The organism is Streptosporangium sp. NPDC050855, from assembly GCF_044456585.1.
Taxonomy (GTDB): domain Bacteria; phylum Actinomycetota; class Actinomycetes; order Streptosporangiales; family Streptosporangiaceae; genus Streptosporangium; species Streptosporangium longisporum.
Window position 1 is genome coordinate 119,604 of the sequence record NZ_JBITFY010000016.1, and the last position, 22,085, is coordinate 141,688.

At 68.3% G+C, this 22,085-nt stretch carries 20 protein-coding genes; 15 read left to right on the forward strand and 5 right to left on the reverse strand.

Annotated elements, in window-relative coordinates:
• Nucleotides 1-139 precede the first annotated feature (139 nt).
• The 3 genes from ACIBCT_RS28950 to ACIBCT_RS28960 all read left to right on the forward strand — a co-directional run bounded on the left by ACIBCT_RS28950 (nt 140) and on the right by ACIBCT_RS28960 (nt 4,270).
• Nucleotides 140-1,873 (forward strand): ABC transporter ATP-binding protein, encoded by a 1,734-nt coding sequence (locus ACIBCT_RS28950; protein WP_399193837.1) that lies wholly within the window; start codon nt 140-142, stop codon nt 1,871-1,873.
• Nucleotides 1,870-3,945, forward strand: a complete 2,076-nt coding sequence (locus ACIBCT_RS28955; RefSeq protein WP_399193839.1) for an ABC transporter ATP-binding protein — start codon at nt 1,870-1,872, stop codon at nt 3,943-3,945. The genes ACIBCT_RS28950 and ACIBCT_RS28955 overlap by 4 nt, the downstream gene beginning before the upstream one ends.
• Before the next feature lie 79 nt (nt 3,946-4,024).
• Nucleotides 4,025-4,270: a transcriptional regulator gene (locus tag ACIBCT_RS28960; protein ID WP_399193841.1), complete on the forward strand. Its 246-nt coding sequence runs from the start codon at nt 4,025-4,027 to the stop codon at nt 4,268-4,270.
• Nucleotides 4,271-4,327: 57 nt separating this feature from the next.
• Here ACIBCT_RS28960 and ACIBCT_RS28965 read toward each other — a convergent pair whose 3' ends face one another.
• Both ACIBCT_RS28965 and ACIBCT_RS28970 read right to left on the reverse strand, forming a co-directional pair.
• Nucleotides 4,328-5,713 (reverse strand): alpha/beta fold hydrolase, encoded by a 1,386-nt coding sequence (locus ACIBCT_RS28965; RefSeq protein ID WP_399193843.1) that lies wholly within the window; start codon nt 5,711-5,713, stop codon nt 4,328-4,330.
• Between the two features lie 263 nt (nt 5,714-5,976).
• On the reverse strand, nt 5,977-6,402 hold the full coding sequence (locus ACIBCT_RS28970) for a DUF4259 domain-containing protein (protein ID WP_399193845.1): 426 nt from the start codon (nt 6,400-6,402) through the stop codon (nt 5,977-5,979).
• Between the two features lie 205 nt (nt 6,403-6,607).
• Here ACIBCT_RS28970 and ACIBCT_RS28975 point away from each other — a divergent pair, with 205 nt between their 5' ends.
• On the forward strand, nt 6,608-7,453 hold the full coding sequence (locus tag ACIBCT_RS28975; RefSeq protein WP_399193847.1) for an NAD-dependent protein deacetylase: 846 nt from the start codon (nt 6,608-6,610) through the stop codon (nt 7,451-7,453).
• On the opposite strand, the gene ACIBCT_RS28980 is transcribed toward ACIBCT_RS28975, so the two are convergent.
• Together ACIBCT_RS28980 and ACIBCT_RS28985 are read right to left on the reverse strand one after the other, a co-directional pair.
• Complete coding sequence (locus ACIBCT_RS28980) at nt 7,454-8,830, reverse strand: xylan 1,4-beta-xylosidase (protein WP_399193849.1); 1,377 nt, start codon at nt 8,828-8,830, stop codon at nt 7,454-7,456. It lies immediately after the preceding gene.
• Between the two features lie 268 nt (nt 8,831-9,098).
• Nucleotides 9,099-9,824, reverse strand: coding sequence for an HAD family hydrolase (locus tag ACIBCT_RS28985; RefSeq protein WP_399193851.1), 726 nt, complete (start codon nt 9,822-9,824; stop codon nt 9,099-9,101).
• A 353-nt stretch (nt 9,825-10,177) separates the two neighbouring features.
• On the opposite strand from ACIBCT_RS28985, the gene ACIBCT_RS28990 reads away from it, so the two are divergent.
• From ACIBCT_RS28990 to ACIBCT_RS29030, 9 genes are all read left to right on the forward strand, one after another.
• Nucleotides 10,178-10,441, forward strand: coding sequence for a hypothetical protein (locus ACIBCT_RS28990; protein WP_399193853.1), 264 nt, complete (start codon nt 10,178-10,180; stop codon nt 10,439-10,441).
• Between the two features lie 39 nt (nt 10,442-10,480).
• Nucleotides 10,481-12,499, forward strand: a complete 2,019-nt coding sequence (locus ACIBCT_RS28995; protein ID WP_399193855.1) for a hypothetical protein — start codon at nt 10,481-10,483, stop codon at nt 12,497-12,499.
• Entirely contained in the window at nt 12,499-12,837 is a 339-nt protein-coding gene (locus tag ACIBCT_RS29000; RefSeq protein ID WP_399193857.1) for a hypothetical protein, read from the forward strand. Before ACIBCT_RS28995 ends, ACIBCT_RS29000 begins: the two co-directional genes overlap by 1 nt.
• Before the next feature lie 878 nt (nt 12,838-13,715).
• Nucleotides 13,716-14,600 carry an alpha/beta hydrolase gene (locus tag ACIBCT_RS29005; protein ID WP_399193859.1) on the forward strand — a complete coding sequence of 295 codons (885 nt, stop codon included), beginning with the start codon at nt 13,716-13,718 and terminating at the stop codon, nt 14,598-14,600.
• Between the two features lie 10 nt (nt 14,601-14,610).
• Nucleotides 14,611-15,351, forward strand: coding sequence for a VOC family protein (locus tag ACIBCT_RS29010; RefSeq protein ID WP_399193861.1), 741 nt, complete (start codon nt 14,611-14,613; stop codon nt 15,349-15,351).
• A gap of 165 nt (nt 15,352-15,516) precedes the next feature.
• Entirely contained in the window at nt 15,517-15,963 is a 447-nt protein-coding gene (locus tag ACIBCT_RS29015) for a carbon-nitrogen hydrolase family protein (RefSeq protein WP_399193863.1), read from the forward strand.
• A gap of 54 nt (nt 15,964-16,017) precedes the next feature.
• A complete protein-coding gene (locus tag ACIBCT_RS29020) occupies nt 16,018-16,812 on the forward strand; it encodes an MOSC domain-containing protein (RefSeq protein WP_399193865.1) in 795 nt (264 codons plus the stop codon).
• Nucleotides 16,813-17,257: 445 nt separating this feature from the next.
• Nucleotides 17,258-17,632, forward strand: coding sequence for a hypothetical protein (locus ACIBCT_RS29025; protein ID WP_399193867.1), 375 nt, complete (start codon nt 17,258-17,260; stop codon nt 17,630-17,632).
• Nucleotides 17,629-19,302 (forward strand): YDG/SRA domain-containing protein, encoded by a 1,674-nt coding sequence (locus ACIBCT_RS29030; protein ID WP_399193869.1) that lies wholly within the window; start codon nt 17,629-17,631, stop codon nt 19,300-19,302. The genes ACIBCT_RS29025 and ACIBCT_RS29030 overlap by 4 nt, the downstream gene beginning before the upstream one ends.
• 39 nt (nt 19,303-19,341) lie before the next feature.
• Here ACIBCT_RS29030 and ACIBCT_RS29035 read toward each other — a convergent pair whose 3' ends face one another.
• Nucleotides 19,342-20,565 carry a helix-turn-helix domain-containing protein gene (locus ACIBCT_RS29035; RefSeq protein WP_399193871.1) on the reverse strand — a complete coding sequence of 408 codons (1,224 nt, stop codon included), beginning with the start codon at nt 20,563-20,565 and terminating at the stop codon, nt 19,342-19,344.
• Nucleotides 20,566-21,307: 742 nt separating this feature from the next.
• Between ACIBCT_RS29035 and ACIBCT_RS29040 the strand changes: the two genes are divergently transcribed.
• Nucleotides 21,308-21,430, forward strand: a complete 123-nt coding sequence (locus ACIBCT_RS29040) for a hypothetical protein (RefSeq protein ID WP_399193873.1) — start codon at nt 21,308-21,310, stop codon at nt 21,428-21,430.
• Entirely contained in the window at nt 21,427-22,056 is a 630-nt protein-coding gene (locus tag ACIBCT_RS29045; protein WP_399193875.1) for an ATP-binding protein, read from the forward strand. The genes ACIBCT_RS29040 and ACIBCT_RS29045 overlap by 4 nt, the downstream gene beginning before the upstream one ends.
• Nucleotides 22,057-22,085: the final 29 nt, after the last annotated feature.

Below are 22,085 nucleotides of genomic sequence, written 5' to 3' on the forward strand. Positions count from 1 at the left end.
TGTCGGACGCTGATCCCACCATCTCCCCTCGAAAGAGACCGCTCATGATTCTGGCCAACGGGGCGCCAGAGCAGGCCGGCCGGTACGCGGCCCCCCTGCACGACGTCCTCCTCCCCTCCGCCCGCGGCGCGGTGCCGCCGTGCTGACCCGCCTGCTCCGTACCTATCTGCGCCCCTACACGGGCGCGCTGGCCGCCGTGGTGGTGCTGCAGCTGGTCGGCACCATCGCCTCGCTCTACCTGCCAAGCCTGAACGCCGACATCATCGACCGGGGCGTGGCGGTCGGCGACACCGGATACATCCTGTCCGCCGGCGTCTGGATGCTGGTCGTCTCCCTGGTGCAGATCGCCTGCTCGGTCGCGGCGGTCTACTACGGCGCCCACGCCGCCATGGGGTTCGGGCGCGACGTCCGCTCCGCCGTCTTCCACCGGGTCGGCGGGTTCTCCGCCCGCGAGGTCTCCCAGTTCGGGGCCCCCTCGCTGATCACCCGGGGCACCAACGACGTGCAGCAGGTCCAGATGCTCGTCGTGATGACCTGCACCATGCTGGTCGCCGCACCGATCATGGGCATCGGCGGCATCGTGATGGCGCTCCGCCAGGACCTCGGCCTGTCCTGGCTGATGCTGGTCTGCGTACCGGCGCTGCTGATCTCGATCGGCCTGATCATCTCCCGCATGGTGCCCCAGTTCCGCGCCATGCAGACCCGCATCGACCTGGTCAACCGGGTGCTGCGCGAGCAGCTCACCGGCATCCGCGTGGTGCGCGCCTTCGTCCGCGAGCGCGAGGAGACGCGCAGGTTCGCCGAGGCCAACGAGGCGCTGACCGGGACGGCGCTGCGGGTGGGACGGCTCACCGCGCTCATCTTCCCCGTCGTGATGCTCATCCTGAACGCCTCCAGCATCGCCGTGCTCTGGTTCGGCGCCTGGCGGGTGGACGGCGGCGACATGCAGATCGGCGCCCTCACCGCGTTCCTCATGTACCTGATGCAGATCCTGACCTCGATGATGATGGCCACCTTCATCTCGATGATGATCCCGCGCGCCGCGGTCTGCGCCGAGCGGATCGCCGAGGTGCTCGACACCGACTCGTCGGTGGTCCCGCCCGCCGACCCGGTCCGCGAGGTACGCGGCCACGGCGAGCTGGAGATGCGCGACGTCGAGTTCCGCTACCCGGGCGCGGCCGCACCGGTGCTGTCGGGCATCACGTTCCGCGCGACCGCCGGGCAGACCGTCGCCGTCATCGGCAGCACCGGCTCGGGCAAGACCACGCTGCTGTCGCTGATCCCCCGGCTGTTCGACGCCACCGGCGGGACGGTCCTGGTCGACGGCGTCGACGTGCGCGAGCTCGACCCCCAGACGCTCTGGAAGCGCATCGGCCTGGTGCCGCAGAAGCCGTACCTGTTCAGCGGCACGGTCGCGAGCAACCTGCGCTACGGCAACCCCGACGCGAGCGACGAGGAGCTGTGGGAGGCGCTGGAGGTCGCCCAGGCCCGCGACTTCGTCGAGGAGATGCCCGGCGGCCTGGACGCGCCCATCGCGCAGGGCGGCACCAACGTCTCCGGCGGCCAGCGCCAGCGGCTCTCCATCGCCAGGGCGCTGGTCAGCAAGCCCGAGATCTACCTGTTCGACGACTCGTTCTCGGCCCTGGACCTGGCCACCGACGCCCGGCTGCGCGCCGCCCTGCGCCCGCACACCGCGCGGGCGGCCGTGGTCATCGTCGGCCAGCGCGTCTCCACCATCGCCGACGCCGACCAGATCGTCGTCCTGGACGACGGGGTGATCGTCGGCCTCGGGACCCACGACGAGCTGCTGGAGTCCTGCCCGACGTACATCGAGATCGTCGAGTCCCAACTAGCCGCGGAGACCGCAGCATGAGCGACCGGCCCACGACCACGACGCCCCCGGCCGGGCCTCCGGCGGCCTCTGCGCCCGCGACGCCCGCGACGCCCTCGGCGACCCCGGCGGCCCCGGCCGCCCCGACCCCGCGGCCCCCGGTGGGCGGCGGCCCCTTCGGGCGCGGCCCCATGGGCGGGATGGGCATGCCCGCCGAGAAGGCCATGAACTTCGGGCCGTCCACCCGCCGGCTGATGCGGCGGCTGAGCCCGGAGCGCCCGAGACTCCTGCTGGTGATCGCCCTGGCCGTCGTCAGCGTGGTGTTCTCCGTCATCGGGCCCAAGGTCCTCGGGTACGCGACGGACCTGATCTTCACCGGCGTGATCGGCAGGCAGCTCCCGGCCGGGACGACCGCCGAGCAGGCGGTCGCCGCGGCCCGCGCCGCGGGCAACGACAACTTCGCCGACCTGCTCGCCCGGATGGACGTCGTCCCGGGCCGGGGCATCGACTTCGGCGCGCTGGGCACGGTCCTGCTCTGGGTCCTGGCCCTGTACGTCGCGGCCTCGCTCTTCGCCTGGCTGCAGGGGTACATCCTCAACGACGTGGTGCAGCGGACCGTCTACCGGCTGCGCGAGGACGCCGAGGAGAAGATCAACCGGCTCCCGCTGCGGTTCTTCGACGGCCAGCCGCGCGGCGAGCTGCTCAGCCGGGTCACCAACGACATCGACAACGTCTCGCAGACCCTGCAGCAGACGCTGAGCCAGCTCCTGGTCTCGCTGCTGACCGTGATCGGCGTGCTGGCGATGATGTTCGTGATCTCGCCGCTGCTCGCCCTGATCGCCCTGGTGACCATCCCGGTCTCGATGGTCGTCACGGGCATGATCGCCAAGCGCTCACAGCGGCACTTCGTCGCACAGTGGGCCCACACCGGCACCCTGAACGCCCACATCGAGGAGGCGTTCACCGGCCACGAGCTGGTGAAGGTCTTCGGCCGCCGCCCCGAGGTGGAGGAGGTGTTCCGGCAGCGCAACGAGGAGCTGTACAAGGCCAGCTTCGGCGCGCAGTTCGTCTCCGGGATCATCATGCCGATGATGATGTTCATCGGGAACCTCAACTACGTCGCGATCGCGGTCGTCGGCGGCCTGCGGGTCGCCACCGGCACGATGAGCCTGGGCGACGTTCAGGCGTTCATCCAGTACTCGCGGCAGTTCACCCAGCCGCTCACCCAGGTCGCCTCGATGGCCAACCTGCTGCAGTCGGGGGTCGCCTCGGCCGAGCGGGTCTTCGAGCTGCTCGACGCCGTCGAGCAGGACCCGGACCCGGCCGACCCGGTCCCGCCCACCGTCCGGCAGGGCCGCGTCGAGTTCGAGCGGGTCTCCTTCAGCTACGACCCCGAGCGGCCCCTCATCGAGGACCTGTCGCTGGTGGCCGAACCCGGCCACACGGTCGCGATCGTCGGCCCCACCGGCGCGGGCAAGACCACCCTGGTCAACCTCGTCATGCGCTTCTACGAGCTGGACGCGGGAAGGATCACCCTCGACGGCGTGGACATCACCGCGATGCGCCGCGAGGACCTGCGCTCGCACATCGGCATGGTGCTCCAGGACACCTGGTTGTTCGGCGGGACCATCCGGGAGAACATCGCCTACGGCAACCCGGAGGCCACCGAGGAGCAGATCCTCGCCGCCGCGCGGGCCACGTTCGTCGACCGCTTCGTCCGGACCCTGCCCGACGGGTACGACACCGTGATCGACGAGGAGGGCGGCAACGTCAGCGCCGGCGAGAAGCAGCTGCTGACCATCGCCCGCGCCTTCCTCGCCGACCCGTCGCTGCTCATCCTGGACGAGGCGACCAGCTCGGTCGACACCCGTACCGAGGTCCTGGTGCAGCACGCGATGGCCGCGCTGCGCTCGGACCGGACCAGCTTCGTCATCGCGCACCGGCTCTCCACGATCCGCGACGCCGACCTCATCCTGGTGATGGAGGAGGGCAGGATCGTCGAGCACGGCACCCACGAGGAGCTGCTCGCCGCCCGGGGCGCCTACCACCGCCTGTACTCGGCCCAGTTCAGCGGCGCCCTCGTCGAGGCGGAGGAGGAACTCGTCGAGAAGTGAGGCCGGGCCGGGCGGCGGCCGGCCGGGAAGACGGCCGGGTCAGGAGAACCGGGTCGAGAAGACGGCCGGGTTCTGCGCCATGCTCTCGGCGGTGGAGTCCGCGGAGTTCTCGGTGCTCCGCGAGACCCTCGCGGTCAGCGACTCGGTGCTGAGCAAGCACGTCAAGGTCCTGCAGACGGAAGGGTACGTGGAGGTGACCAAGACCTCGGGCAAGGCCGCCAGGAGCACCTGGATCGCACTCACCGCCGAGGGCCGGCAGGCACTGGCCGGGCACCTGGCCGAACTCCACCGCCTCAGCGACCTGGCGAACGTCGACGGCGGATGACCCCCGGCACGTCCCGCCCGGCCCCGGGGCGGCGGTCCGGGGGCGTTCCCCGTCCGGTCAGCAGGTCGTCCCCGCGGCCGGCAGCACACGGTCGGCCAGGTAGCGGTCGATGTGGCCGCGGGCGCAGGGGTTGCTCACGTACAGCGTGTGCCCCGGCCCCTCGTGGCGGACGACGGTGCTTCCCGGGACCTGGGCGACCACCCGCTGGACGGCGTCGGACTCGCCCCAGGCGCCCGCGCCGAGCAGCGGCGGCAGCCCCTTGGGCAGCGGGGCCGGCGGGTTGGTGACCGGGACCGGCCAGCCGACGCAGCCCAGGGTCCCGGTCGCCAGCGTGTTGGCCGTCCCCGCGTCGGGCGCGGCCCTGCGCAGCCGGGCGATCGTCGCGTCGAGCTCGGCCCGGTTCGCCGGACGGGGCCAGTCGAGGCACTCGGTGACGCCCGTGGACTGGTCGGGGTAGCGGGCGCCCCGCTCGGGCAGGAAGCCGGAGGCGTCACCGGCGAGCGCCCCGCGGACGTCCCTGGCCAGCTCGGGCCATGCCGTCTCGCCGTCCCGGGCCGCGCCGAGCGCGAACGCCTGCAGGTCGCGGCCGTCGTAGGCGATCCCGGCCCGCTTGGCGGGGATCGGCGTACGGTCGGCCCTGGCGACCAGCCCGCGCCACCGGGCGCGCACGTCGCGGCACTTCCCCTCGGCCGCACACCAGTCGAAGAACCGGCCGAGGGCCTCGTCGTTGCTCCTGGCCATCTTCTCCATCTCGGCGCCCCAGTCGGCGGTGGCGTGGTTCCAGGTGCCGTCGAGCACCATCGTGCGCACCTTGGAGGGGAAGAGGCGGGCGTAGTCCTGCCCGTAGAACCCGGCGTAGGAGGCGCCGTAGTAGTTGAGCCCGGCGCTGCCGAGCGCCTTCCTGATCGCCTCCATGTCCCTGGCGTTGTCGGCGGAGCTCATGTTCGCGAAGAACTCGGGATCCTTGTTCCGGCAGGCCTCGGCGTAGCCCCGGTTGGTGTCGGAGAGCCGCCCGAAGTCGGCGTCGTCCCGCGGGAACTCCGGCAGCGGGACGCGGGTCCAGGTGCACGGCAGGCCGGTGCTGAGGCCGCCGAACTGCTCGCCGTAGCCCCGGGTGTCCCAGGTGACGATGTCCATGCGCTTGCGCAGCCCGGCCCACCAGTTCCCCGACCGGGTGATCGAGATCCCCGGCCCGCCCGGCCCGCCGTAGGCCACCAGGGCGGAGCCCTCGGAGACGCCGGTGGCCTTGAGCCGGCCCAGCCTCAGTGTGATCCTGCGGCCGTCTGGCTTGCTCCAGTCGACCGGGACGCGCAGGTCTGCGCATTCCATCCCGCTCGTGTCCTTCGGGCAGGGGGCCCAGTCCAGGGGCTCGGCCCGCCCCGCCTGCCCCGCCTGTACGCCGGAGCCCAGCAGGCTCAGGGCGACCACGATCGATGTCATCATGCGGCCACGATCTCCGAACGGGCGCCCCGGCCGCGTCGGCCCCCGGTCCGATCCGCGGAGGGCGGATCATCCCGGGGGATGTCATCCCGGCGCGCGACCGGGCGTCCCGTCCCGAGGGCCGGGACGGGTCACCCCGCGTCACCCGTGACACCTCGCGTCACCCGGCGTCGTCCGGCGACGTTCCCCGGAAGGATCCCGGAAAGTGCCGCGACGGGCCACCGCGGAACGTTCCAGGAAAGGGGCCGGGGACGTACCCGGGCCGGTCAGGAGGAGGCGCCGCCCTCCCCGTCCGCGAGGAGGATGTTCCGCAGCCGCAGGACGCTCGTCCTCCACAGGTCACCGGCCCCCTCCGCCGACCACAGCTCCAGCAGCTCCGAGGGCTCGGCCATGACCCGGTCGAGCGCCTGGACGGCGAGGCCCCCCAGCTCGGCCGGGAGCACCGGCAGGGGCTTCTTGGGGCCGTACGGGCTCAGCACGGCCTCCCCGCCGGGACGCTGCGCGGCGACCAGCGCGGCCGCGGCCAGGGCCTCGGCCGCGTCGTCGGAGTCGAGATAGTCGGTGGTGCCGGCCGCGCGGGCGAGCGCCTCGCGGATGAGCTTCTCCCGCTCGTCCTCGTCGGCCTTGTCCAGCCTTCCGGAGAAGTCGGCCGCCGTGTCGTTGTCGAAGGGGCCGAGGTCCCAGGTGCCCATGTACGTCTCCAGGTCGTCGTGGTGCGCGGGTACCCGGACATCGTGGCAGGACGCACCGACAGACCGGGCACCGGCTCCTCGCCACCCCCCTGCCCACCTCGTCCCCGGCCTGCCACGGCCTCCCCGGGCGTCGCCCCGGCCCGGTCCCGGCGCCGGTGCGGGACGCCGGTGCCGACCGGTCCGCGGGGTGAGGCAGCATGGAGGGGTGAACGAGGATGCGAACGCACTGGCGAAAATGCTGGCCGCGGGCGGCGTCGTGGTGCTGAGCGGTGCCGGCCTGTCGACGGAGTCGGGGATCCCGGACTACCGGGGGCCGAGCGGCGCCCTGAGGCGGCACAGCCCGATGACCTACCAGGCGTTCCTGTCCGGCCCGGTGGCCAGGCGGCGCTACTGGGCCCGCAGTTACGTCGGGTGGCGGGCGATGGCCGGGGCGAGGCCGAACAGCGGCCACCGGGCGGTCGCGGACCTGCAGCGGCGGGGCCTGGTGACCGGCGTCGTCACGCAGAACGTCGACGGCCTGCACCAGGAGGGCGGCGCCCGGGACGTCATCGAGCTGCACGGCAGCCTGCACCGCGTGATCTGCCTGAACTGCGGCGACCTGACCTCCCGGGAGGAGCTGGACGCCCGCCTGACCCTGGCGAACCCCGGGTTCGCCGCCCGCGCCGTCGCGGTCAACCCCGACGGTGACGCCGAGCTCGGGGACGAGGAGATCGACGGGTTCGAGGTGGTCGGATGCCGGGCCTGCCCGGAGGGGATCCTCAAGCCCGACGTCGTCTTCTTCGGGGAGAGCGTCCCGGCCGGCCGGGTGGGCGAGTGCTTCGCCCTGGTGGAGGGGGCGCGCCTGCTCCTGATCCTGGGGTCGTCGCTGACGGTGATGTCCGGCCGCCGGTTCGTCCTGCGCGCCGCGAAGCTCGGCATCCCCGTGGCGATCGTCAACCAGGGCCCGACCCGGGGGGACGAGCACGCGGCGCTCACCGTCGACGCCCCCCTGGGCGAGATCCTTCCCGCGCTGGTCGACCTCACCGGCCCCCGGGCCGCGACCGCGCGGTGATCAGCGGCCGCTCCACCTGATCTCGTACGGCCCGAGGGCGAACTCCCTGCCGTCCACGGTCGCGGTGACCTTCGCCCCGGTGGTGTTGACCATGACCATCTGCTGCGGCTGGGCCAGCACCCGGACCCCGGGGACGGAGGAGGTGACCGCCTCCAGCCTGGCACCGGCCGGGAACCACCGGGTGAAGTCGGCCATCAGCCGTCCGGTCGGCTGCTCGGCCCCGGTCCGCGGATCCCACATGCAGGGCAGGCAGGTCCCCTGCTTGACCTGCGGGTTCCAGTACAGCGCCGTGGCGGCGCCGCTCTCGGCGAACTCGATCATCGAGGCGGCCTGGACGGCGAGCCGCATGGGCTCGGGCCACACGGTCTTGTCCTCGGGGACGAAGTACCACTCCGACCACCAGACCGGCAGGTCGGTCTTCTCCCGCAGCCAGGTGGTGACCGCGCTGAACTTGCCCAGTGCCCCGAACGCGTCGGGCAGCAGCTCGTGGGCGTCGGTCACCGAGGCGCCGTCCACCACGACGAAGTCGGCGCCCTTCTTGTTCTCGAACCAGTACTCGAAGGCGTCCAGGGCGTTCTGGTTGACGACCCCCCACGGGCCCCGCAGCTCGGAGTTCCCGGTCCTGTTGCTGTCGAAGCCGAGGTAGGGTCCGCCGACCTGCGCGTCGGGCCTGGCCGCCTTCACCGCGTCGTAGACCTTGTTGTACATCGCGGTGTAGCCCTTGTAGTCCGCCGGTTTGGAGTGGTCCTTCCAAAAGCCCTTGAACTCGTTCCAGACCATGAAGTACTTGACGTCGCGGTACTTCGTGGCGACGGCCGCCGACAGCCTGGCGAAGTCGTCGAAGTGCTTGGGGTAGGGGGCGTCCTCCAGGTGCTCGGCCCAGGCCGAGTCCTGGGTCGGCCCCTCGGGTCCCCCCTTCATCCAGTCGGGGGCGCAGCAGAGCGTGATGATCTGCGTTCCACCGGACCGCCTCATGAGGTTCGTCCGGCTGTCGAGGTCCTCCCAGTAGAACTCCCGCGGGCGGGGCTGGGGGTTGAGCGCGCCGAACCCCATGATGTGCTGGTTCTGCAGCATCGGGGTCTGGGCCAGCCGCTGGGCCACGGTCTGCTCGAACTGCGGGGTGACGTTGTTGGCGCTGACCCCGGTGTGGGTGAACCCCCAGCGGGGCCAGGCAGGGTCGACCTCCGGGGGCTCCTTGATGTCCGCGGTGGGCGCCGCGGACGGGACGACGGCGGGCCGGCCGTCCTGGGCCGCCCGGTCCACGCTCTCCCCCGAGGAGCAGCCCGCGACGACCAGTGCCATCGCGACCATCGCCGCCCCGGAGACGACCCTCCGGCCGGGACGCCGCCACATCGATCCCCATCCGAGCGCTGACACCTGAAATCTCACCCGATCCTCACCGTTCGCCGTGCCCCGAGCGTTCCACGAGCCGTGTAAGGACGGCATACAGGAGTACGGTCCACGGGCGGGCGTCATGCGCCCGCGTGTCGGGGAGCGGGACGACACCCGGGCCGGCGCCCCGGACGGCGTGGCCGACCGGACGGCGTGGTCGATCGGACGGCGTGGTCGATCGGACGGCGTGGTCGATCGGACGGCGTGGTCGGCCGGACGGTCCGTCACGTCGCCTGACATCGCCCGCCGGCGCCTACCGCTCGCCGACCGCCCGGTCCGTCACGCCGAGGACGGCCCGTACGACCGTCTCGGTGTCGGTGAGGTCCTCCAGCACCAGTTCCGGACCGGCCGCGTCGAGGACGGCGGCGTCGTTGAAGCCCGTCGCGACCGCGATCACCCGCGCCCCGCCCTCGTGACCGGCACGGACGTCGTTGGGCGTGTCCCCCACCAGCACGGTGTCGCGCGCGCCGAACGGCCGCCCGTACTTGCCCGCGGCGCGCTCCTGCGCCAGCGCCACCAGCGCCGCCCGGTCCTCGTGGTCGGTGCCGTACGCGCCCACCTCGAAGTCCACGAAGCCCTCCAGTCCGAACACGGTGAGCTTGCCCACCGAGACCGGCTCGGTGTTCCCGGTCAGCACCGACTGCACCACGTCCGGGCGCTCCCCCAGCGCCGTGAGCACCTCGCGCACCCCGGCCAGGGCCCGCCCGCGCTCGCGCATGACGGCCTCGCGCACGACGAACGCCTCGGCGAGCGCCACGTAGAAGGAGTCCAGCAGCCGATCGGAGACCTCCACCCGGTGGGCCCGGAGGATCTCGGTGACGATCGCCCGTTCGGTCCGGCCGGCCACCTCCACGGCGTGCTCCATCCGCCGGCCGGTGACGGCGTGCAGCGCGTGGTCGTAGGTGTCGGCGGTGACGCCACCGGCGTCGATCAGCGTGTGGTCGATGTCCCACAGGACGAGCGTCATCGGAGAACTCACCGGCCGAGCATAACGAGACCGCCTCGGCGACGCGCCCCTCCCTCGGCCGTGAAACAGCGGGAAAGCATGGGAGCGTTCGTTTCGGATCGACGCCCCCTGGGCATCGAGATGCCGCGAGCGTCCCGTCGAAGCCGAAGAGACTCAGGAGCGATCATCGGTCTTCCGTTCCACGGCCGGAGCGAAAAAGGCTCACCTTGTGAATCGGGAGAGAATGATCGTCATGCGGTAATCTCCGTTTCCCGAATCGCGGCTCTGGCGTTCCGGCGGAGAACATTATTAGAGTCTTTCCGTCAGGATCCCGTACCGTCACGCGGCCCTACCCCGCAGAGAGCAGCGTCCAAGGGAGGTTCGGGGTGACCCCCGCCGATCTGGCCCAGTGCAGGGCGGACATGTCCGCGGTCACCACCGCGATGAACGAGATCCTCGAGGCACTGCGCGCCGTACCACCTCTGTTCGGCAAGGAGACCTGGCAGGGGTCTTCGGCCGACGCCTGGAGTGACGAGTGGAACGCCCGCCGCGCGCATCTCCTCTCACTGCTCGACGCGGTCGCCAAGGAACAGCAGGCGATCGTCACCCGGATCGAGAAAGCCGTGGAGGCAGGCGGGAACACCCGATAGGAAACCCGCTCCATACGTGGAACGTACCGAGAGGACGGCATGGGCGAATTCGTGGGCGTCGCTCCCGACAGGCTGGAGAAACTGACCGCTCAGCTCAAACGGCTCCACGAGATATTGGCCGACCGCGGTTCGGTGATCCAGCGGAAAATGGAGAAATGGGACGCGCAGGTCGGCTTCGGCGCCCTGCCCCGCCTGGTCGACACCGCGCGGGACGACGCCCGCGACATGGAGACCCGCACCGAACGGGCCTACGAACTGGCCCGCCTGAAAGGCTGGGACCCCAAGGCACCCGTCATGGGCATGCCTGGCCACGTCCCCGGCCCGATCCCTCCCCCCGTCGTGCCGCTGGACTGGAAGGCCACCGGCCGGAGCGGCTTCCAGGCGGAACGCGACGCCACCGCGCTGGTCACGGCCATGGACGGCGAGAACCCGGAGGGGAAACGCGCCGCACTGCGCGAGGCGGCCGAGAAGCTACGGCTGCATCCCAAGGACAACGACTACCTCAGGACCTTCCTGCAGATCGCGGGCCCGACCACGGCCCAGGCCGCCCGAGTGCTCAGCGACGGGGACCACTCCGAGGGCACGCTGTTCTCCTGCCAGGACCAGGGTGTCCTCACCGCCCTGGCGGGCGCCCTGGCCGCCGCCGGCAGCCTGCGCACCGGCAGCGGCAAGGACGCCAGGCCACTGATGTCCGACGCGACCCGGGCGGCGCTCACCAGGGCCAAGGACCCGTGGTCGGTGGGCATGCTCCTCAAGCACGGCCCGTCCGGCAAGAACTGGGACTCCCGGCTCCTGGCCGACATCACCCGCTCCCTGCTGGACGCGCGCAAGGCCGGCACGATCTCCTTTCCTCCCACGCGATCCGGCAACGGGTCGTCCGACCTGGGCGGGGACGTGTTCCGGTTCCAGAAGGTCCTGGCCGACCACGACCCGGTGATCGCCGCCCTGAACCGGTCGGCCGAGAACGGCAAGGCGGCCCGCCACGTCCTCGGCGACCCCGACAGGGGCCTGACCTACACCCGGATGCTGGTCGACGACTCCTGGCGGACCCCCGGGGCCGACTCGTTCCACCGGCGACCGGCACCGCCCGGCGGCATGACCGACCCTTCTCCCAAGATCGGCCAGGTCGACCTCTCCTCCCACGTCGGCACCTTCCTGGAGGCCGCCGCCTCCGCGAAGCGCGGCGGAGGCACCGACGCCAGGGAGTCGGCCTGGTCGGTGGTCAACATCGCCAAGGCCACGGCGGAGTTCTCCAGGTTGAACCCGGAGAAGGTGCTGCCGGCGGAGACGCGTAGGGCACTGAACTTCGCGATCGACCGCTACCTTCCGGACTTCGCCGCCTCGGCGCGTCTTGGGGTTCCTAGTGAAGCAGTTCTCAGCAAGCGCTCCGCGAACGGACTTTGGGTTTCCTATTTCTCTCACAGTGAGCTCAAAGGGCTTCTTAAGCAGGCGCTCCATGACGAAAAAGACCTGGGAAAGCTTCTGGGTTCCATGGACGCGAGGCTCAGTGGAGCCACAAAAGCTACCGTTCTAGACCCCTCCGATCAGAACTACCTTTCAGAGATGGCGGCACTCTACGGCTTTGTCTCCAAGATCGAAGCAGATCGGAATTTCACCGAGGCCGAGAAGAAGGACGCTCAGAACAAACGGGACGCCACCTTCCTGTCCATGATCAGCGGAGGTTTTGGGGCCCTGAACTTCACCAAAGCCGTAGGTCCGACGACCAGTGCTCAAGTCTTCACCTCCCTTGCCCAGCCACCTCTGAACCAGGCTCTTGACACCGACCACGCGACGGACGCCATGAAGAGCAACGCAGAGGTTTTCTACGACCGGGTCCTGCGCGTGAAAATCCCGGTGGTCCAAGGGCTGATCAATGCCGGTGCCATAGACGTGGAGCGCGATGCATCATGGTTCCGCGACGGAGTGCTCACTCCCAATGCGGAGTTCGCCAACTGGTACAGCATGAACGCACAGAAGAAGGTCGCCGGAAAGGAACTCGAGGAATGGGTCCGGATCACCGAGGCCGACATGCAGACCCAGCGAGGGATGACACCCTGATGAAGGCCACGGTAAGACTGGTCACTTTGATCATAATCTTCGCTGCTACGGCTTGTTCGGACAAGCCCTCCACTCCGCCTCAGAGCGAGCCGTGGGAGATACGAACAAGAGCCATACACAGCGTCGTCGAATGTCTTGCTGGGCATGAAAAAATTCCCGAAAAGGAGATCGAGGGAGCTTCTTGGTTCGTAGACGGTCGCATTCGTCCAAACGGAGAGTTCGCCGACTGGTCCAGCCTCCACGCGCAGACAGAGTATGCCGGGAAAGAACTTGAGGAGTGGACCGCGGAAGCCGAGAAGGCAGGCGGCTCCTGGAAGTGCCCGTTCGCCACCCCCTGATCCACCTCCCCCTCCACTCCCCGGCCCGGACCCACCCCCGGCGGTGCCGTGCTCTGCCGGACGGTGAGCGTGGTCGCGAGCTCGAAGCCGACCTGCGACATCTTCTCCGCACGCCCCAGGCCGAGCGCGGCCGCGTACCCCTCCTTGCGGGTGAGACCGGCGTGCACCACGAGGGAGGACTCGGCCGTCAGGCCGGCGGTGTCCATGGCCGAGTGGTAGCCGTCCAGCCTGGCGCGGCAGCACAGGACGCGGTCCGGGCCGCACCGAACGGAACGGCGAAGGATGCCGTACCTTGACAGCTTCCGTCGCGAAGCCCTGTAATGACGGGCATGTCGCGTGCCACCGGCCGGGAGGACGGCGGTGGCATGGAGGCGCCGTAGCAAGGGATGACGTCGTGAGTTCACACTTCACAGGCAGCGGCTGACCGCACAGCGCCCGCGCGCCGTCCCCGCGCCCGGTGGCACCGAACACCACCGTCACCCGCGAGCCCTCCCCGAATCCGGCGGGCTCGAATTCGACGGGTTCGCATCCGACGGGTCGATGACCGGCTGACGTCCCGCTGTTCTCGCGTGCTCATCGGGACCCCGCGTCCTTCAGACCCGCGGCCGGTTCGGCCCGCGACGGCTCCGCGCCGCCCGCACCACGGGCGACCACCACCGCGCGCGTACGCACCACCTACCACGACCGCGTGCGCCCGTGCCGCAAAGCACCGACCACCACCGCGCGTACGCACCACGGGCCACCGACCACCACCGCGCGCGTCCGGCGTCCTCACCGACGCCACCGTCGCGCGCGTCCACCGACCTCACCCGTGCCCGGAGCAGGCCCGGCACGCCGATGCCACCTGCCCGCCCACTCCCGGAAAGGGACCCCGCATCGTGAACGTCACACGCATCCCCAGCACACCCGGCGACAGCGCCGAGGCCCTGTCACGGCTCATGACCCTGCACACCAGCCCTCCGGCCCTGCCCGGCGACGCCCGCCTCACCCCCGTCCTGCCGCACACCGGCGGTGTTCCCGGCACGTGGGTCACCGCGGGCCCGGCCACGGTGGAGAAGGGAGTGACGGTCTATCTCCACGGAGGCGGATTCGAGTACACGAACCCCCACTCCGAGCGGCTCATGGCCCATCGCCTGTCACAGGTGACCGGTCGCCCCGTCCTGGCGGTGGACTACCGGCTCGCCCCGGCCCACCGTTATCCGGCCGCCCTCGACGACGCGGTGGCCGCCTACCGGAGCCTGCTCGGCCAGGGCGTGCCCGCGTCGCGGATCATCCTGGCGGGCGAGTCCGCCGGGGGCACGCTGCTGCTGTCGGCGCTGCTGGTCCTCAAGGAGGCGGGCGACCCGCTCCCCGCGGCGGCGCTGGCCGTCTCCCCGCAGACCGACCTCACCCTGTCCAGCCCGTCCATCGACGCCAACGACGGCCAGGACGTCGTCGGCCGGGCCGTCCTCGACCACGTCCGCACCCAGTACCTGGACGGGGAGCGACCGGACCGGGCACCCCAGTCCCCCCTGCACGGCGACCTGCGCGGGCTGCCGCCGCTCCTGCTCGCGGTGGGCTCGAAGGAGGTGATGCTCGACGACTCGCGGCGCTTCGCCGAAGCGGTGGCCACCGCGGGAGGGGACGTCCGGCTCGACATCTACGAGGGCATGCCCCACGCCTTCCACGCGACCGTGCTCCTGGCCGACCCGCCTCCGGTCGCCACCACCCTGCTGCGCCGCATCGCGGAATGGGCCGACGAGGTGGCCACGATGAGCGCGTAGGGTCGCCGGCATGGCACTGCGACCCGTTCAGGTGAACGTGAAGGCTCTCGACGCCTCGGCGGTCGGCCGCTTCTGGGCGGAGGCGCTCGGCTGGAGCGCCTACAGCCCCGGCGTGACCACCTACGTCGGACCCGTCGGCGGCCTGGTCTGGCCGGACCCGGTCGCCGTCGGCGTCGACGTCGTTCCCGTCCCCGAACCCGGGACGACGACGAAGAACCGCGTGCACCTCGATCTCGCCACCACCTCCGTGGCCCATCAGGCGGAGCTGGTCGAGCGCCTGAAGGGGCTCGGTGCGACGCCCGCCGACATCGGCCAGGGCGATGTGCCGTGGACGGTCCTGGCCGACCCGGAGGGCAACGAGTTCTGCGTGCTGGAGCCCCGGGAGATCTACCGGGACACCGGGCCGATCGCCGCGGTGGTCGTCGACTGCGCGGACCCGCGGGCCATGGCCCGGTTCTGGGGGGACGCGATCGACTGGACCCTGCACGAGGTCACCGACGACCACGCGGTGCTGCGCTCGGCCAGGGGCGTCGGCCCGTATCTGGAGTTCCTCCGTACGCCCGGTGTGAAGACCGTGCCGGACCGCGTCCATCTCGACCTGCTGCCGTATCCCGGTGACGACCAGGCTGCGGAGGTGGCCCGGCTGCGGGCGCTCGGGGCCACCGACCTCGACCTCGGCCAGGGCGATGTGCCGTGGACGTGCCTGACCGACCCGGAGGACCACGAGTTCTGCGTCCTCGTCCCGTCCTGACGCGGAGCCGCACCGACACCCCGACCCTTCCGGGGTCGCCTTCGGTCGCCCGAGCACCTCGTCCGGCGTATCCGGCTCGGCACCCGTGACCGCAGCCGATCGACGCCGAGCACCGGAAAATGTGGGCGATCAGTCGAATGCGCCCGCCTGGTACCTTCCTGGCTCATGCTCGTGCGCGGCGTACTGACCGCCGGTTCCGCCCTTCCCGTGCACCGGCTCCCGCTTCCCGCGGGAGAGGTCACCGTCGGGACGCAGATCTGCCGCGAGATCCGCTTCCCCGAGCAGTGGCAGCATCTCGCCCGTTGCGGCGCACAGATGCTCGTGTATCTGACGAATGCCGCCAACCTCACCGAGCCGTACGGGGTATGGCGTAGCCACCTGATCAGCCGGGCGGCCGAGAACCAGCGATGGGTATTGTCGGCCAACGTCGCAGATCCGGTCACCCACTGCCCGACGATGATCGTCTCCCCGAGGGGCGAGGTCGTCGCCGAAACGGCCGGCGGGGAACCTGCCGTACTGCGCGCGGTGATCGACATCGGCGACGCCGGTGACTGGTACCTCGGCCAGCGCCGCCACGACGTCATCGACGCCCGCTACCTTGGTCCGGTCTGACGAGCCGCGTCCAGGTCCATATTCCCAGGGAACTCTTTTTCCTATTCTCGTTCCATGGAAGTAGAGGAGATCCGCACCTACCCCCTCAGGTCCGCCAAAGGCATCCCTCGTTCGTCCGCTCACGTCCTGCCGTGGGGTCTGGAAGGCGACCGTCGCTGGGGAGTGGTAGGCCCGCTGGGAGAACTGATCTGGGTAGGCGAACACCCCCGGCTCCTCTCGGTCTCGGCCGTCGAAACCCCCGAAGGCGGTCTCCACCTGTCGGCGAAGGACATGGGCGAGCTCACGGTCCCCCCGGCCACCGGCGACATGCTCCCGCTCAGTTGCTCCACCCTCGACCGAGCCGTACTCGCCCACGCTGACGCCCATGAATGGTTCACCCGCCTGCTCGGCAAGCCCGCCCGCCTCATCTGGCTGGACGACCCCGGACGCCGGACCGTCACCGAGAAACACGGCGGCCTCTGGGACGGCCCCCTCCTGCTCGTCTCCAGGAGCTCGCTCCGGCGCCTGGACGACTGGATCACCGAAGTCGCCATGGAACACCAGGAACACCCCCCGGACCCCCTCGACATCGCCCGCTTCCGGCCCAACGTCGTCATCGACGGCGGGGAACCCTTCGCGGAGGACGCCTGGACGTCGGTCCGCATCGGCGAGGTCGACTTCCGCGTCTCGGTACTGTGCGACCGCTGTGCCGTCACCATCTGGGACCCGAACACCCAGGAGCGCGGCAAGGAACCCCTGAGGACCCTGGCGAAACACCGCCGCTGGGACGGACATACCTGGTTCGGCATCCGCCTGGTGCCCAGGAACCTGGGCGAACTGAGAGTCGGCGACGAGGTCCGGCCGGGCTGACCGGTCAGGGACCATCACCCTGAAACCGGAGTTCTTCACTGAGGCCCGGGGAAGACAAGGTCTGCGATACATCGAACGGCTCCGAGAGGTTTCAAGGAGACCTCGTAGCGCAAACCGAGCGCATGCACGGCACACCGCACCAACTGAGCAGCTTAGTGTTCTCAACCAGCACCGCCTGCCCCACATTCTGGCGGTCCTCAAATGCCGTGAGCATCTTGCCTGTTGGCAGAGTCCCTCCACGCTCCTACATGACGGCCTCATGAAGGCAGCGCAGCAACCCGATCTACCAAACACACCATCTAAGGCAAATCAGACATACACCTAATTTAGGATGAATGCTCACGTCACCTGAGATTTCAGTAAGCTCTTCGCAGGCTTGATTCCACCATTTTCACCATATGGTCACTGAGCTGCGGCTTCGCCTAGAGCAACCGGAGGTAGCGGTATGAGCGCTGACATCATCCACATTGACATGACCGGCAGCGAGGCAGAGGAAGAGCTGCGATCCTTTTATAGGTGGTTGCAGGACGACGAAGACGTTCGACGGCATGCACGGGTGTCCTTGCGGCAGAGCTCACCTCGAGAAAGTGAGATGGGTTCAGCTTTAGAGGCCATTGATCTGGTCCTCAGCAACGGCTTTGAGTTAGCTAATTTTACACTTGCATATATCGCTTGGAGGGCGACCCGCCGGCAGAAAACAAAGGTAACATTTAAGCGTGGAGACATCGAAGTTACCGTAAGTGACGCTGACGATCAAACTGTAAAAAATATCATTCAAACCCTTAACGAGAAGCCTGATGGATCAGAGGAATCCAAGTGAAGCTACCCGATCCTCGTTTATCTCGTGCTGTCCTTATAGGAACAAGCAAATACGAGTCTGAGAACTTACCGGACCTACCGACCGTCGCAAACAATCTTGCCGCCATAAAAGAAGCACTTTGCGATCACAGCATTTGGGGCCTTCCACCACAGCATTGCAGAGTCATTCGAGAACCAGCTCAATCTCCTCAGATGATCGATCCTGTTATAAAAGCATCAGAGGAAGCAACCGATACGCTAATTGTTTACTTCGCAGGACATGGGCTTGCTGACCCAGATCTCGGAGAACTATATCTAGCGCTGACTGGATCGGACGACGATCCGAGACGGGTCTCCTTTACGGCCGTTGCGTACGACCATATACGTCGAGCAATCGTGCACGGTGGCGCAAAACGGAAAATAGTGATCCTGGATTGCTGCTATAGCGGTCGCGCAATAAGAGCGATGTCTAGCACCGACAATATTTCCACACAGGCGAATATCGAAGGTACATGCGTAATAACTTCCGCCGCCAAAGATAAACTTGCACTAGCTCCCCCAGGTGAGCTGTATACAACCTTCACTGCCGAACTGGTTAACGTTCTTCAACATGGCATAGAAGGGCAGCCTAAGCGCCTTACCATAAATAATATATACAATCATATCCACTTGGCACTGAAGTCCAAGACAGCTCCCCTTCCTCAAATACAGAACCGCAACACTGCCGGACAGTTAGAGCTCATCAACAACCGCGCAGTTATTTCACAGAATGAAACCCCTCCTGGCTACGGCCCTGTTCCAGGCGTTGAAGTTGGGACAGAATTTCCGGACAGGAAGGCACTCCATAAGGCAAACGTACATAGGCCCCTACAGGCCGGGATTTGCGGTACGCAGCGCAATGGCGGTGCCGAGTCGATCGTGGTATCTGGCGGCTACAAAGACGACAGAGACTACGGAGACGTGATTATCTATACGGGCCATGGAGGAAGAGACCCAAACACAGGCCATCAAATTGCCGATCAGCATGAAAGCGACCCGGGAAACTCCGCTCTGATCGCTAGCCAGATGAGCCGATTGCCCGTACGGGTTATACGCGGAGCAGAGGCAGGCACAGAGCACTCCCCGTCTCAAGGGTACAGCTACGATGGCCTCTTTGTCGTTGCTGATCACTGGTCGACGATCGGGGAAGACAAGTTTCGCATTTTACAATTTCGCCTAGAGAAACTCAATGAAGACTCGGATGGAAACCTTCTGGACGAGGACGAAGCAGCGGGCTCTCGGAATATTCGAGCACACATAGCTCCGAATCGCTGGGAGCAGGTTTCTCGAGGCATTTATCAAGATCGAAAGCTTGTCGAGCACGTCAAGAAGGCCCACGATCACGAATGTCAAGTCTGCGGCATAGCGTTAGAAACGATTGGAGGCCTCAGATACGCGGAAACTAGCCACATCCGTGGCCTCGGCATACCTCATAACGGGCCAGATACGCGAGACAATATTCTATGCCTGTGTCCAAATCACCGTATGCTCTTCGAGTTTGGAGCGATCGTCGTAGACGAAAAACTTCAGGTTGTTGATCAAATAACCGGTGAGATTATCGACGATCTACGAATGAATAGTAAGCATCGAGTCAGTCAAGAGCACCTGAGATACCATCGGGAACTTCACCAGACAGCAAATTCTGGTCCGTAACGTCGCGCCTTATCATCTACAGATTTGCGACCTCTTCTTTCAAAGGATGTGCATTCGCACACCGAGCCGCCGGATCCGCTCCCGATACCCGTACCGCTCAAGTTCCAGCAACGTTCGTACGGCCTGCTGGGCCATCGGGTGGTTGCGGACGAGCATCGGAGCGACCTTCTCCGCGCGTTCGAGTTCCGTCAGGGCGTCGTCACGTTTACCGCACCACAGCAGCCCTCGGGCGTAGTCCAGATGGTGGTAACCGGCACGACTGGCAGGGAGGTCCTTGGGGAGGTGGACCGTCTGTGCCCGTTGTACGGCCTGCGGTCCGTCACCCAGTTCGACGGCTATGGCTACGCCGTGGATGTCGATGTTGGGCTGGTTGGTGGACAGCTCGTAGTAGTTGGTGCGCTGGTGTGCGCCAAGTCGGGTGACCGCCTCGGCCGCGAGTCTGTGTCGTGACCATGCCTCATCGGCGTCGTTCTTACGAGCTGCTGTGATCGCGGCCCTCAGTTGGAGTCCTCCCCAGACGGCCAGCGCCTCCGGATGACCCGCGGTGTACTCGCCCTCGATCTTCGTGCATGCCGTGTCGAGCACGGCGAGCGCGTCGTTCCATGACGTGCTGGCCCACAGGTTCCTGGTCCGTAGGTAGGCGAACAGCGCTTCACTGTAGACGTCTCCCCCTCGCTCTCCCGCCCAGTGAATTCGGTTGGTGGCGATCACCGAGAGATCGGCGTAGCCGAGGTTGTAGGCGACAGCGTCGGCTGCCCGATAGGCGATCGAGAGCAGTTGGTAGGCCTTCCTGCGATCGGCGTCAGGGCAGAGGTGGGTCGCCGCCTGAAGTTCGGCGATCAGCGCAGGAGTCCTGTCGGCCATGTCGGCATAGCGCGTCTCCCGACGTAACCACATGAGACGTTCGACCTCGGATCGCAGCTCGAGAATCGGGCGTACGTCACCGGACCATTCGGGGTCGAGGTCATAGCGTTCCAGTTGACGACGGATCTCCTGGATCGCCGAGTGCCCTCGATCCTCATCCGGCGTGTCGCCACGGTAGGGACGCGCGGTGAGTTCGTTGGGGTGGACGCGCAACACCCGGGAGAGGGTGTTGATCAACGCGATGGAGTCCAGCGGGATGCTGTCGTTCTCCACTCCGGACACCCAGGACTGCGCGCGGCCGATGCGTCGCGCCAGCTCGATCTGGGTGATGCCCGCGCGCTTACGAGCACGTCGTACGCGCCTTCCCACACTCTCCGCAGCCGGGTCAGAGTAGGCCATGGCCTCACGGTAACCCGCCGTACCGCGCTTGGCTCCCGTCCCCGCCAAAGTATCAACCGCACTGATGTCGCTGCCTCTCCGCATCAGTACCGTCGCTCTGCGTGAAGGAGCGACGGATACGGAAACGGCCGCCGATACGGGTGATCGGGCCACCTGGCCTCGATGACGAGGTGCCGCTTCCGACCGGCGCTTCCCGGAACGGAAGCTCGGTCACCGGCCACGGCGCGCGTGGTCGGTGACGTCGCAGAAGGCGGCTCTGCCAGGCGAATGAGGTCGCCGGGCAGAGCCTCGATCGCACAGTGGAGGTGCGACCTGTGTCCAACCATAGGGGAACCATCAAGATCGTCAGGGTCCGCTGGCATGCCGAGCGGCCGCCCTCGCCCCTCGGGTGTCGCTGGTGCGGTCATCCCCCGTACGCGCACGACGCCGCCAGTCTGCCGCACCGGCCCGGTCACCTGTGGGAGCAGCCCACCCCGGCGCAGGTCCGTACCCGCATGACGGCCCGTCGGCGTCTCGGGCTCTGCGGTCGGTTGCTCGCGCCCGTGACCGGCCACGTCACGCCGAACCCACTGACCACCGTGCCCCTGCGCGCATCGGTCCATCCCCCTACGAGCTCCCCCACAGGCAGGGGACGCCACGCGCGACCGGCCGCGATGGCCGCGCCGCCCCACGGGCAGGAGTCGCCACCGGGTGTACGGCCCCGGCCGGGCAGGCGCGAGTCGTACCGGAGAGGGGTTCAGGTATGAGTTCCCTTCTCGTCGGCGCCGTGGCCGGTGCACCGGCCGACGCCGGTACAGCGGACACGGTGGACGTGGCCGACACCGGGATCACCCGCGAAGGACGCGAAAGGGGACGGCTGGAATGACCGTGCGACTGCTGTCCGCGCTCGTCGGGGTGTTCGCCGACCGGTTCCGGACGACGACCGGCGACGCCACTCGACCGGTCCTCCCGGGAGCGATGTGGTCACCGCATCTGGGACGGATACCCGGATGGTCGGCGTCCCAGGCTCGTACGCCCGTCATCTCCCAGCGGTTCGCCGCCAGTCGTGACCAGGTCAGGCAGGCGCGGAACTTCGTCGCCGAGCTCCTGGGGGACGGTCACCCGCTCCTCGACGACGCCCTGCTCCTGACCAGCGAGCTCGCCACCAACGCCGTCGAGCACTCCGACTCCCGTACCGAGACCTACGGGCCCCACCTCGGCGAACTGGACGACCGGCTTCGGGAGTTCGTCGTCACCGTGGCGTTCACCGCTCACGGCGTGCTGGTCACCGTCCAGGATTCCGGAGCCTCCGGCGTTCCCTGTACGAGGGACTCCGGGCCGGCCGCCACGGGAGGTCGCGGGCTCGTGCTCGTCAACGAGATCGCCACCCGCTGGGGCTTCCACCGCGACTCCATCGGGACCGTCATCTGGTTCGAGCTGGGCTCATCCGGCGCGGAGGCCGAACGACCCGGTGCGCCGGTCCGGTGGACGGGGCCGTACGACCGCGACTGAGCCGGGCATGACGACGGCGCATCCCGGGT

Coding starts and splice junctions, on each gene's coding strand:
- ACIBCT_RS28955 (WP_399193839.1), top strand. CDS start 1,870: ATGAGCGACCGGCCCACGACCACGACGCCCCCGGCCGGGCCTCCGGCG.
- ACIBCT_RS28960 (WP_399193841.1), top strand. CDS start 4,025: ATGCTCTCGGCGGTGGAGTCCGCGGAGTTCTCGGTGCTCCGCGAGACC.
- ACIBCT_RS28965 (WP_399193843.1), bottom strand. CDS start 5,713: ATGATGACATCGATCGTGGTCGCCCTGAGCCTGCTGGGCTCCGGCGTA.
- ACIBCT_RS28970 (WP_399193845.1), bottom strand. CDS start 6,402: ATGGGCACCTGGGACCTCGGCCCCTTCGACAACGACACGGCGGCCGAC.
- ACIBCT_RS28995 (WP_399193855.1), top strand. CDS start 10,481: ATGGGCGAATTCGTGGGCGTCGCTCCCGACAGGCTGGAGAAACTGACC.
- ACIBCT_RS29000 (WP_399193857.1), top strand. CDS start 12,499: ATGAAGGCCACGGTAAGACTGGTCACTTTGATCATAATCTTCGCTGCT.
- ACIBCT_RS29010 (WP_399193861.1), top strand. CDS start 14,611: ATGGCACTGCGACCCGTTCAGGTGAACGTGAAGGCTCTCGACGCCTCG.
- ACIBCT_RS29015 (WP_399193863.1), top strand. CDS start 15,517: ATGCTCGTGCGCGGCGTACTGACCGCCGGTTCCGCCCTTCCCGTGCAC.
- ACIBCT_RS29020 (WP_399193865.1), top strand. CDS start 16,018: ATGGAAGTAGAGGAGATCCGCACCTACCCCCTCAGGTCCGCCAAAGGC.
- ACIBCT_RS29025 (WP_399193867.1), top strand. CDS start 17,258: ATGAGCGCTGACATCATCCACATTGACATGACCGGCAGCGAGGCAGAG.
- ACIBCT_RS29035 (WP_399193871.1), bottom strand. CDS start 20,565: ATGGCCTACTCTGACCCGGCTGCGGAGAGTGTGGGAAGGCGCGTACGA.
- ACIBCT_RS29040 (WP_399193873.1), top strand. CDS start 21,308: ATGAGTTCCCTTCTCGTCGGCGCCGTGGCCGGTGCACCGGCCGACGCC.
- ACIBCT_RS29045 (WP_399193875.1), top strand. CDS start 21,427: ATGACCGTGCGACTGCTGTCCGCGCTCGTCGGGGTGTTCGCCGACCGG.